9 protein-coding genes are annotated in these 11,880 nt (G+C 61.9%); 6 read left to right on the forward strand and 3 right to left on the reverse strand.

The window, feature by feature from the left end; translation table 11 throughout:
* The 6 genes from ALP40_RS07815 to ALP40_RS07840 all read left to right on the forward strand — a co-directional run.
* Window positions 1–532: VWA domain-containing protein (locus ALP40_RS07815; protein ID WP_122207735.1), on the forward strand; the 532-nt coding region annotated here is incomplete at its 5' end.
* Window positions 529–2,247, forward strand: a complete 1,719-nt coding sequence (locus tag ALP40_RS07820) for a VWA domain-containing protein (protein WP_122207736.1) — start codon at window positions 529–531, stop codon at window positions 2,245–2,247. The genes ALP40_RS07815 and ALP40_RS07820, both read left to right, overlap by 4 nt.
* Entirely contained in the window at window positions 2,244–3,902 is a 1,659-nt protein-coding gene (locus ALP40_RS07825) for a BatD family protein (RefSeq protein ID WP_122207737.1), read from the forward strand. Before ALP40_RS07820 ends, ALP40_RS07825 begins: the two co-directional genes overlap by 4 nt.
* A gap of 39 nt (window positions 3,903–3,941) precedes the next feature.
* The gene (locus tag ALP40_RS07830) at window positions 3,942–5,186 is read left to right on the forward strand and encodes an exonuclease SbcCD subunit D C-terminal domain-containing protein (protein ID WP_122207738.1); all 1,245 of its coding nucleotides are present in this window, start codon (window positions 3,942–3,944) and stop codon (window positions 5,184–5,186) included.
* Window positions 5,183–8,830 (forward strand): AAA family ATPase, encoded by a 3,648-nt coding sequence (locus tag ALP40_RS07835; RefSeq protein ID WP_122207739.1) that lies wholly within the window; start codon window positions 5,183–5,185, stop codon window positions 8,828–8,830. Before ALP40_RS07830 ends, ALP40_RS07835 begins: the two co-directional genes overlap by 4 nt.
* On the forward strand, window positions 8,827–9,426 hold the full coding sequence (locus ALP40_RS07840; protein ID WP_122207740.1) for a glutathione S-transferase: 600 nt from the start codon (window positions 8,827–8,829) through the stop codon (window positions 9,424–9,426). The genes ALP40_RS07835 and ALP40_RS07840 overlap by 4 nt, the downstream gene beginning before the upstream one ends.
* Window positions 9,427–9,672: 246 nt before the next feature.
* Here ALP40_RS07840 and ALP40_RS07845 read toward each other — a convergent pair whose 3' ends face one another.
* From ALP40_RS07845 to ALP40_RS07855, 3 genes are all read right to left on the reverse strand, one after another.
* Window positions 9,673–9,855: a hypothetical protein gene (locus ALP40_RS07845; protein WP_122207741.1), complete on the reverse strand. Its 183-nt coding sequence runs from the start codon at window positions 9,853–9,855 to the stop codon at window positions 9,673–9,675.
* Window positions 9,856–10,040: 185 nt separating this feature from the next.
* On the reverse strand, window positions 10,041–11,213 hold the full coding sequence (locus ALP40_RS07850; RefSeq protein WP_122207742.1) for a lactonase family protein: 1,173 nt from the start codon (window positions 11,211–11,213) through the stop codon (window positions 10,041–10,043).
* Between the two features lie 109 nt (window positions 11,214–11,322).
* Window positions 11,323–11,865, reverse strand: coding sequence for a hypothetical protein (locus tag ALP40_RS07855; RefSeq protein WP_122207743.1), 543 nt, complete (start codon window positions 11,863–11,865; stop codon window positions 11,323–11,325).
* Window positions 11,866–11,880 lie beyond the last annotated feature (15 nt).

Genomic DNA, 11,880 nt, shown 5'->3' on the forward strand with positions numbered 1-11,880 from the left:
CGGCGATGCCATCGGTCTGGCGCTCAAACGCCTGCGCCTGCGCCCTGCCAACAGTCGGGTGCTGGTGCTGGTGACTGACGGCGCCAACAACGGCGGACAGATCGATCCGATCACGGCGGCACGCCTGGCCGCCAATGAAGGCGTGAAGATCTACACCATCGGCATCGGCTCCGACCCCGACAAGAGCGGCATCCAGGGGCTGCTGGGCCTGAATCCGAGCCTGGACCTCGACGAGCCGACGCTCAAGGACATCGCCAGCCTCAGCGGCGGCCAATACTTCCGGGCCCGTGATGGCGATCAACTGGAAAAGATTCGCGCCACCCTGGATTCGCTGGAACCGGTCGCTCAGCAACCTACCCAGGCACGACCGGCGCAGGTCTTCTATCAGTGGCCGCTTGCCGCCGCGCTGTTGTTGTGCGTCCTGCTGGTAATCCGCGAGTTGTGGCCAAACACTGCGCTGCAACGCGCACTGACCCGCCTCCGCGCTTTCGGCTGGCGTGAGCGTATCGAGCGCTTGTGGAGGTCACGATGATCGCCTCGCTCTGGCCGCACTGGTTCCGCCCGTGGTGGCTGCTTATCGTGCCCTTGCTGATGCTGCTGATCTGGCAACTCTGGCACCGCCAGAAACGCGCCGGACGCTGGCAAATCATTCTGCCCGCAGCCTTTCACGCGGTGCTGCTCAATGGCAGTCGCGGCAGCAACAGCAAACTGCCGTGGCTGGTGCTGGGGCTGGCCTGGTTACTGGCGCTGGCCGCCTTGCTCGGCCCCAGTTGGCAGCGTGTCGAGCAAATCAGCCAGAAACCGGTCGATCCGCTGGTGGTGGTCCTGGAACTGACCCCGCAAATGCTCGCCACCGACATTGCCCCTACGCGGCTGGAGCAGGCGCGGCGCAAGCTGCTGGACCTGCTACAAGCCCGTAGCGATTCGCAAACCGCGATTGTGGTGTATGCAGGCAGCGCCCATACGCTGGTACCACTGTCCGACGATCTGGTCACCAGCCACAACCTGCTGGACGCCATTCGGCCGTCGATCATGCCCGTGCAAGGCCAGCGTGCCGATCTCGCAGTCATCAAAGCGCTGGCGCTGCTCAAACAGGGCGCGTTGGGCCAGGGCAGGATTCTGCTGATCGGCTCCTCGTTGAGCGAACAAGAGCGCGACGGCATTCGTAAGGCGCTGCGCGGTCAATCCCCGCCGCTGCTGATGCTGGGCATCGGCACCGCCGAAGGTGCCCCGGTCACGCAGGAAAACGGCAGCCTGCTCAAGGATGATCAAGGCGCGATTATGGTGCCGCGTCTGGACAGCACCAGCCTCAACGACTTTGCCGAACAGGTTGGCGGCAGCTACCGTCAGGCGCGGGCCGATGAAGAGGACCTGCGCAGCCTCGGCCTGCTCGACAGCCCACAACGCCTGCGCAGCGATGGGCAAATCGTGCAACTCGATAGCTGGGCCGACCAGGGTCACTGGTTTCTGCTGCCGTTGCTGTTGATCGCCGCCTGTGCGGGTCGTCGCGGCTGGCTGTTCTGCCTGCCACTGCTGTTCATGTTTCCGCAGAACAGCCAGGCATTCGAATTCCAGGACATGTGGCTGCGCCCAGACCAACAGGGGCAACGCCTGCTGGAACAGCGCCGACCGGCAGAAGCCGCGCAGCGCTTCGAAGACCCGCAATGGAAAGGGGTCGCCCTCTACGAAGCCGGCGATTATGCCAGCGCCGCCCAGCGCTTCGCTGAAGGCAACGCCGCGGCAGACCATTACAATCGCGGCAATGCACTGGCCCGCAGCGGCGAACTGGAGGCTGCGCTGGACGCCTACGAACAGGCGCTGGAGCGTCAACCGGACTTCCCTGCGGCGCACAGCAATCGCGCGCTGGTGCAGAGTATTCTGGACGAGGCCCAGGCGGAACAAACCGAACAGGACTCACCGGAAAAAGCCGGGCAGGATGAACCCGGACAACCGGCTTCACAGGATCAAGCCAGCAGCGATTCGCCCGCCGAGCAGCAAACCACTCAACCGGGCGAGGACAACGGCAGCGAAACCCTGCCACCAGAGACGTCCGGCACTCAGTCTTCCGGCCCCTCGACCGACGCTGAACGAACCACTCGCCCGCCGCTCCAACCTGCCGACCGCCCGATTACCAGCGAACGGCGTCAGGAACTGGAGCAGTGGCTGAGGCAGATCCCGGACGATCCGGGTGAATTGCTACGGCGCAAATTCCGCTACGAACAGCAACATCAGGAAAAGACCCGATGAGTCGCGCGTACACCCTACTGACCGGACTGGTGCTGAGCCTGGTCGCGTTATCGCTACAGGCCGCCGACCTGACGGCCAGCGTTGACCGTACCCGCCTGAACGTGGGCGAAACGGTCGAGCTCACGCTTGAAACCGAGGACGTCACGCAATTCGGCAAACCCGATCTCACTGCGCTGGACGGCAATTTCGAGGTGCGCGACACGCGTCAGGTCAACCGGCTGACAACGCCGGGTACTCAGAATCAAGCCACCACGCGCTGGATCATCACCTTGCTGCCCAAGCAGACCGGTAGCGTGACGATTCCTGCGCTGCAACTGGGCGAGCTGAAAAGCCAGCCCCTGACCCTGCAAGTCATCCAGAGCGAGCCCAAGGAGCAGGATCGCCAACTGGCTCCGGTGTTCATTGAGGCAACGCTGGATCAGAACAGCGTCTATGTTCAGGCTCAGGTCGTGCTGACCCTGCGCATCTACCATTCGGTGCAACTGTTCGACGACAGCAGCCTCAGCCCGCTTCAGGTGCCCGACGCTCGCATCGAGAAGCTGGGCGATTCACGCACGTATGAAAAGCTGATCAACGGCGTGCGCCACGGCGTCATCGAAATGCGTTACGCGCTCTATCCCCAGCACAGCGGCGAAATGACCATTCCGCCTCAGGTGTTCAGCGCAACTCAGGTTCAGGCCCAGGCCAGCGGTACGCAAACTCAGGAGGCCAACCTGTTCGGCCCACAGCCGGGCAAGGTGATGCGGGTCAACTCCGTCGAAGTCCCGCTGAGCGTCAAGGCAGTGCCGGCCGACTACCCGAGCAACGTGCCGTGGCTGCCGGCACGCAGCATCAGCCTTGAGGAAAGCTGGAGTCCGGAGCCGGGCAAGACTCAGGTCGGTGACTCCCTGACCCGCACGCTCGTTATCAAGGCCGAAGGGCTGGCCGGGGCACAACTGCCCCCCTTGCCTGCCACCGACGTGCCCGGTCTACGTCGTTATCCCGATCAGCCGCAACTGCGCAACCTGCCCAGCGAGCGTGGGCTGATCGGCACCCGTGAAGAGCGCGAAGCGCTGGTGCCCGCACGTGCCGGTGCAATCGACCTGCCGGCGGTGGAAGTCACGTGGTGGAACACCCGCGAATACCATCTGGAACATACCAGCCTGCCCGCCCGCACCCTGCAGATCATGGGCAACCCGACGTTAGGCGTTGATACACCGGTCAGCAACGACATGGGCGGTGTGACCGTGATTGGCCCGCCTGTCTGGCCTTGGCAGTTAAGCACGCTGTTCTTCGCCTGCACCACGCTGCTGGGGTGCCTGCTGTGGTGGCGCGCCCGCGGCCAGCCGGCAATCGCACGGGCCGTGCAGACAGGCCCCAGCCCACGGACCGTGCTCGATGATCTCAAGCGCGCTTGCCTGGCCAACGACCCGCAAGCCACGCGTCAGGCACTGGATGCCTGGGCGCGCCAGCAGCCGGAAACCCTGGCCGACATGGCCGCCCGCTTCGTGCCGCTGTCCGATGCGCTGGATGGCCTCAACGGCGCGCTCTACAGTGAAACCGGAAAGCTCTGGCTGGGCGAGGACTTGTGGCGCGCCGTTCGCACACTGCCCGCCGCCGAACACATTCAGGACCTGGCAGGCGATGCCGGGTTGCCGCCGCTGTATCCCAAGTGAGGATGCAGCCGGCCCCCTTCTTCATGACAAGGTAATTCAATGCGTCTGTTCCACACTTCCGACTGGCATCTGGGTCAGAACCTTCACGGCCAGGAGCGGGATTTCGAACACGCCTGCTTTCTGACCTGGTTGCTGGCCCGCCTGGCCGAGCGCCAACCTGACGTGCTGTTGATCGCAGGCGATATCTTCGACACTGTCAACCCGCCGGTCAAAGCCCAAGAGCGTCTGTACGACTTCATCGTCAACGCCCACGAACAAAATCCGCTGCTGACCATCGTGATGATCGCCGGCAATCACGACTCAGGCTCGCGCATCGAACTGCCCGCCCCCTTGATGCGTCGTCTGCGCACCCATGCACTGGGCCGGGTGTTATGGCTGGACGATGGCGTACTGGACGCCGAGCGCCTGCTGCTGCCGCTGCCCGACGCCGAAGGTCAGGTTCGTGCGTGGTGCCTGGCGCTGCCGTTCCTGCGCCCTGCCGAAGTCACCGGTCCGACGCTGGGCGATGACTACCTGAAAGGTATTGCCCGGGTCCACGAACGCCTGATCGAGGCCGCCAATCTCAAGCGCCAGCCGGGTCAGGCACTGATCGCCATCAGCCACGCGCACATGGCCGGAGGTTCGGTGTCCGAAGACTCCGAGCGCAGCCTGATCATCGGCAACGCCGAAGCCCTGCCCGCCAGTCTGTTCGGGCCGAGCATCACCTACGTTGCCCTCGGCCATCTGCACAAGCCGCAGCGGGTCAACGGTGAAGAACGTATTCGCTACAGCGGCTCGCCGATCCCGCTGTCGTTTTCGGAAATCGGCTATCAGCATCAAATTCTGGAAATCAACTGCGACGGCGAAACCCTGGCCAGCGTCGATACCTGTCTGATTCCTCGTGCCGTCAACCTGCAGCGCCTGGGCCCTGCGCCACTGGCAGATCTGCTGGTGCAGCTCAAGGAGTTGCCCAACGTGGACCTGCTGGCCGACCCGGACCGACAGCCGTGGCTGGAAGTGCGCGTGCGCCTGGACGAGCCGAAACCGGACCTGCGCAACCAGATCGAAACGGCGCTGCAAGGCAAGGCCGTGCGCCTGGTCCGTATCGGTGCCGAATACGCGGGCAAAGGCAGCGGCGAAGGGGGCGATGACGAGGCCGCGTTGATCGAACTGGACCAGCTCAGCCCGCAGGAACTGTTCAGCCGTGCCTGGCAGGACAACTTCGGCAGCGAGGTCGATGAGCAGACGCTGACCGACTTCGCCACGCTGTTGCGTGAAGTGCAGCAGGAGAGCGAGCAGCCATGAAGATTCTCGCCATTCGCCTGAAAAACCTGGCCTCGCTGGCCGGACCGTTCGAACTGGACTTCACCGCCGAGCCTTTGGCCAGCGCTGGCCTGTTCGCCATCACCGGCCCGACGGGTGCCGGCAAGAGCACCCTGCTCGATGCCTTGTGCCTGGCACTGTTCGGGGCCATTCCGCGCCTGAGCAACATCGGCCAGTCGAAAGTGCCGGACATCGACGGCGACATCACCACCAGTGACCCGCGCACCCTGCTGCGGCGTGGCACCGGCAGCGGTTACGCCGAAGTGGATTTCATCGGTATCGACCAGCGTCGTTACCGGGCACGCTGGGAAACCAACCGCGCCCGGGACAATGCCGCGAAGAAACTCCAGGCCAGCCGCCAGACCCTGACCGATCTGGACAGCGAGCAGATCCTCAGTAACCAGAGCAAGCGCGAGTTTGAGCAACTGATCGAAAGCCGCCTGGGCCTGAACTTCGAACAATTCACCCGCGCCGTGATGCTCGCCCAGAGCGAATTCAGCGCCTTTCTCAAGGCCGACGACAAAGAACGCAGCGAATTGCTGGAGAAGCTGACCAACACGGCGATCTACAGCCAGTTGGGGCGACGCGCTTACAGCAAGAGCAAGGAAGCTGAAGAAGCCCTCAAGGCGCTGACCGCTCAGGCCAGTCACATCAGCCCGCTGGAACCCGAGCAACTTGCCGAGCTTGAGCAGCGCATGAGCGACGCCCAGCAGCAGCTCAAGCTGCATCAGGCTCAACAGCGCCAGCTGGAACTCCAGCAACAATGGCTCACCGAGCTGCACAGGCTGCGCGACGAACGACTGGCCGCTCAAGAAAGCCTGACCATCGCGCAACAGGTATGGAACGATCAGGCCGGCCAGCGTCAGACCCTCGGCCAGCTTGAGCGTCTTGGCCCGCAACGGCATCGTTTCGCACGGCGGACCACCTTGAACGCTCAACTCGCGCCATTGGCCGAGCAGATTCGCCAGCATCACGAGCAGCAGATCGCGCTGCAACACCGCCAACAGCACCTGCACGACCAACGCAGCCAAGCGCAGGTTCAGTTGCAGGAGGCCCAACACGCGCACAGTGTTGCCAAGCCCCTGTTGCAACAGGCCTTCGACGCGCAAAACACCTTGAATCGTCTGGCTCAGGAATCGGCCAAGGCCAGCGACCAGCACCAGCAGGCCGAACAACGCTGCACCCAAGGCCAGACCAGCCTGCAGGCACTGCTCGACCAGCAACAGCAGGTTGCTCAGCGCCTTGAGCGCATCGCCGAACAAGTAGCCAACAGCAGCGATCTGGCACCGTTGGCCCAAGGCTGGAACGCGTGGCGTGATCGCCTGAAAACCCTGACGCTGACCGCCAACCGCCTCAAGCACGGCAACCAGGAAATGCCTGCGCTGCAACAACGCGCCAGCGACGCCGAGCAACAAATGAACGAGCAACGCAGCGCGCTGGAATTGCTGTATCGCGAGGCCGATTGCGAAGTGGCTGCCGTCACCGAACAACTGCAAATCCTGGGCAGCCTGTTGCAGGACAACCGCAAGCAACAGCGCGCCTTCGAAGAACTGGCGCGCTTGTGGGCCAGCCAGCAAGACATCGAACGGCAATTGCAGGAGCTGGCGCAACAACAGCAGCATGCGCAGCAGGAACGCGAGCAACAGGTTGCACAGGGCATCAAGGTCAAAGACGAACTGACCGTGGCCGAGCAGACCTTGAGCGTGACCCGCCAGTTGTTGGAACGCCAGCGTCTGGCCCGTAGCGCCAGCGTCGAAGAGCTGCGCACGCAGTTGCAGGACGACCAGCCCTGCCCGGTCTGCGGCAGTGCCGAGCATCCCTGGCACCAACCGGAGGCCCTGCTGCAAAGCCTCACCCAACATGACGAAGAGGAGCAGGCCAGCGCTCAAAAGGCGGTCGATGCCCTGACCGAACAGCGCAATCAACTGCGCGAGCACGTGGGTGGGATCATCGCCCGACAGAAAGAGCTGCTGCGCCAGCATGAGCAACTGACACAGCGTCATCAGGCATTGGCACCCGACCTTGAAACTCACCCGCTGGGTGCCCGGTTGTTGGATCATGAGCCTGCCAAACGTGACGCCTGGCTGAGCCAGCAACTGAGCCAGTCGAACGACGTCATCCTCCGTGACGAGCAGCGTCAGCAAGCCCTACTCTCCCTGCAGAAAGACGCTGCCCGCCTGCAACAGTCGGTGCAGGCTGCACAGGAGGCCAGCCAGACCGCCGCCCACCACATGGCCGAGCAGGTTCAGCAGCTGAACGCCGATCAACAGCGTCTGGACGAGGAACTGGACGCGCTCGCGCCGCTGGTTTCGCCACAGACGCTGGAGGGGTTGCGCAGCGACACCTCGACCACTGTGCTGCACCTTGAGCAGCAGGTGGTGCAGCGCCTTGATCAACTGGAACAGCAAGGCGAAGAACAGCAGGAGCAGCGCGAACGTCAGCAGCGCATCGACAGCGAACAGGTCGAACAGAAAAACCGCCTGCAACGCGCTGCCGAACTGCTGCAAACGGTCACCGCCCTCAGCGAGCAGCAACAGGCCAGTCAGCAGGTATTGGCCGGGCTGTTGGGCAATCACCCTAGCGCCGAACACTGGCAACAGGCCTTGGAGCAGGCCGTCGAACACGCCAGACAAACCGAAAGCTCGGCTGCGCAGGCCTTGCAGGATATCCAGAGTCAACTGATCCAGCTCGCCGCCGAACTCAAGTCCGGCGAGCAACAACAACAGACCGTGCAGCAGGAACTCACGGAACTCGACGCCACACTCGCCGAGTGGCGCAGTCAGCACGCGGAGCTGGATGACGCCGCGCTGGACACCCTCCTCACCTACGACGACGAGCAGGTCGAACAGCTGCGTCAGCAATCGCAGGCCGCCGAGAAAGCCCTGGAGCAGGCGCGAGTTCTGCTGAATGAACGCGAACAGCGCGTACAGCAACATCAGGCACAACACGCCGACCTGACCGACAGCGACGCCCTGAATGCCGCCCTGTTGCAAGCTCAGGAACAGACGGCGCTGAGCGAACAGCACTGTGCCGAACTGCGCGCGCAACTGAGCGAAGACCAGCGTCGCCGTAACGCCAACAGTGAATTGCAGACGCGCATCGACGAAGCCACCCGTGAATATCAACGCTGGGCTCGACTGGCCGCGCTGATTGGCTCGGCGGAAGGCGATAAATTCCGCAAGATCGCCCAGGCCTATAACCTGGATTTGCTGGTGCACCATGCCAACGCTCAACTGAAACAACTGGTGCGTCGCTATCGCCTCAAGCGCGGCGGCAGCATGCTCGGCCTGTTGGTGCTGGACACCGAGATGGGCGACGAAACGCGTTCGGTGCATTCGCTGTCCGGCGGGGAAACCTTTCTGGTGTCACTGGCGCTGGCATTGGGTCTGGCATCGATGGCGTCCAACACCTTGCGCATTGAGTCGCTGTTCATCGACGAAGGCTTCGGCAGCCTGGACCCTGAATCGCTGCAACTGGCGATGGATGCACTGGACGGTTTGCAGGCGCAGGGCCGCAAGGTCGGCGTCATTTCCCACGTTCAGGAAATGCACGAACGCATCCCGGTTCAGATCAAGGTGCGTCGCCAGGGCAACGGGCTGAGCACTATCGAAGTCGGCAGCGCATGACACCGGTGCTTTACTCCTTCCGCCGCTGCCCGTATGCCATGCGCGCCCGCATGGCGTTGCGTTATGCGGGTTGTCAAGTGGCTGTCCATGAGGTCAGCCTCAAGGCCAAGCCTGCGGACATGCTGGAGCGCTCGCCCAAAGGCACGGTGCCCGTGCTGGTCCTGGCCAACCGTGTTCTGGAGCAGAGCCTGGACATCATGCACTGGGCCTTGGCGCAAAATGACCCGGATGACTGGCTGCTCGTGAACGATCCGTCAGGGCATCAGCAGATCGACAAGCTGATCGACGAAAACGATCACGTCTTCAAGCTGCATCTGGACCGCTATAAATACGCTGTGCGGTATCCCGAGCAGCCCCCCGAGTACTACCGGGAGATGGGCGAAGTTTTCCTGCACACGCTGGAGCAACGGCTGCAAATGGGTGCTTACCTCATGGGCGAACGGCGGACACTGGCCGACGTTGCCATCGCGCCCTTCATTCGTCAGTTCTGTTTCGTCGACCCGGACTGGTTCGCGGACAGCCCTTATCCAGCGTTGCGTGGGTGGCTACAGCGCTTTCTCGACTCCGAATTGTTTGAAGCCGTCATGCGCAAATAAAGCGTATGCCCAAAAAGGTCTTTTTTCGGCGCAAAAAAAACCCCGTTACGGATGAGATAACGGGGACAAGGGGATTCAACGCTTTCGCGAGCAGGCTCACGTAACAGTCCATGCCTTGTCTGCCACGCAATGGGCAGTGGTCGCGTGGACCTGTGTGGGCGAACATGCTCGCGAGAGCATTGCCGTTCACGAATCCATTCCCCGGTATCGAAACCCTCGTTAACGGGGAATGGATTCACGCACGTTTCAGTGCGCTGACTTGTGATCCAGCGCCGCGTAGAAATTGGCGCTTTGTTGCAGGTACTTCTGTGTGTACGTCTGAGTGGCGTGAGCTTTTTTGTCGCTGACGTCAACACTGGCGCTGGCAGGAAGTGCCACGGATGCGGAAATAGCCGATGCAGCAATGATGGAGAAAAGATTGAAGTTCATCTGGGTCACCTCTCTTTGTCGGCGCCGCACGGGGGGTGTGCTGCTTTAAGTTCTGGCCGTCTCGGCCGTGACTCAAACTTACGCCTGAGGGTGGATCTGCAGAAATCTTTTGTAGCACTAACTCATATCACCAAGATTGATATCGGCAACAGCCCGCGCATTCCGCGGGCTGAAGCGTTTGTACCTTACTTGTTACCCAAAAAATGCAAATACGACGGTGCATCCACGTCGAATTTCTGCACCGTTTCACCAATCAGGCCAGTCTGCGGATCGCGGCGCACAGTCACGATCTGGTTGCTCTTCTGATTGGCAAACAGCATGAACTTGCCGCTAGGGTCGAAGCTGAACTCACGAGGCTCGTTGCCTTCAACCGTTCGACGCTGAATTTCCTCAAGCGTCCCGGTGGCGGGATCGATGCGAAACACCACGACCTGATTGGCCTCGCCACGATTGGTCACGTACAGGAATCTGCCGTCGGGTGAAGTGTGCAACGCACCGCCGCCGTTCTTCTGGTCGACACCCTTGTTCTTCATGTCCACCACCTGGGTTTGCTTGAAGCCGCCGTCCAGGTAGTCGAACGTCACCACCTGAGCCGACATTTCCAGCACCAGCCAGGCATGCTTGCCATCGCGACTGAACTGCACATGACGCGGACCGCTGCCCGCTGGCAGTTGCACGAACGGAACTTTGGCAGGCTGCAGCGGCTTGCTCTGGTCGGCGTCATAGCGGTAAACGAACAGCTTGTCAGCCCCAAGATCGGCGCTTACCACGTACTTGTCATCCGGGGTCGGTACGGCGAGATGCACATGGGACGACATCTGCCGCTCCGGGTTGACCTTGCTGCCCGGGCCTAACGGCAATACCTGAACCGATTCGCCCAATCGGCCATCCTTGCCAACCGGCATGACCGTCAATGCGCCGCCCGGATCAGGGTTGACGGCATAGTTGGCCACGAACAGGTAGCGTCCGTCCTTGCTCAGGCTTGAGTGGGTCGGCTCCTCACCCTTGGTTTCAACCTGATTGATCGGCGTGATGTTGAAAGTTTTAGGGTCGATGGAAAAGCTGCTGACCTTGCCGACCGTGTCGCGCTGACCGGGGCCGTTCTCGTTGACGACATACAGGTAACGCTGGTCTTTGGAAACCGTTAGCCAGGACGGGTTTTCAGTCTTGATCACTTGGCGGGGCGTGGTATCGATCATGCCGGTTTTGCTGTCGAAGCCAAACCGGTACATCCCTTCGCTTTTTCCCTGGGTATAGGAACCCAGCAGTAATTCGGAATCGGTCATGGGTTGAGCCTGCAGGGTGAAAGCGCTCATGGCACTGGCCATTGCCAGCCAAGGCAGAATTTTATGGGGCATGGGGGGCATCCCTTTTGTTGAAGTTATGACGCCTGTCACGCGACATCCAGCTCTATGACACTGAAGTGGGCCGTCAGTTTTATGTCGAGCAGATTCATTGCCCCCGGTGCTATTCGCCAGGCACCCCACGTCGGGGGATCGCGTCGACCGAAACCAGCCACGGCAGGTCGATGCCCGGAACCAGCGTAGTCACCACTGCCTGAGTGTGTTGCATGAGCTGCCTGATCTGACCGACCGGGTCCAGACTCACGCCCGCCAGCAGCAAGGCAATGACCAGACCGCCGACCGGCACCGGCCGATGCAGAGGCTTTAGGTTCTGTCGGGTCATGGGCAGCAAAAATACAAGTCCGACCAGAAACCAGACAAACAGGCGTGGCATGAGCAGTTGTCGGTCCAGGCCCACTTCCCACAGCGCCCAGACGGTGCTGACCAACAGCATGAGGGTGAACAGCCAGACGGCGAAACGCAGCCCGATCATCAGCAGAACGCCGATGGCCGAGAATCCGAACCCGCCGAGCATGTAGTAGAAAGAGCCGCCCAGGCTTTTCAGCCTGAAACCGCCGATCAGCATGGCAATGCCGAGTACCAGCAGCAGGATGCCCAGCAGAGTCGGCAACAGGCGTGCACGACTCAACGCACCTTGAGTAGTCATTGGATCTCCCTATCT

This window comes from Pseudomonas viridiflava, assembly GCF_003702045.1.
GTDB classification, from domain to species: Bacteria; Pseudomonadota; Gammaproteobacteria; order Pseudomonadales; family Pseudomonadaceae; genus Aquipseudomonas; species Aquipseudomonas viridiflava_C.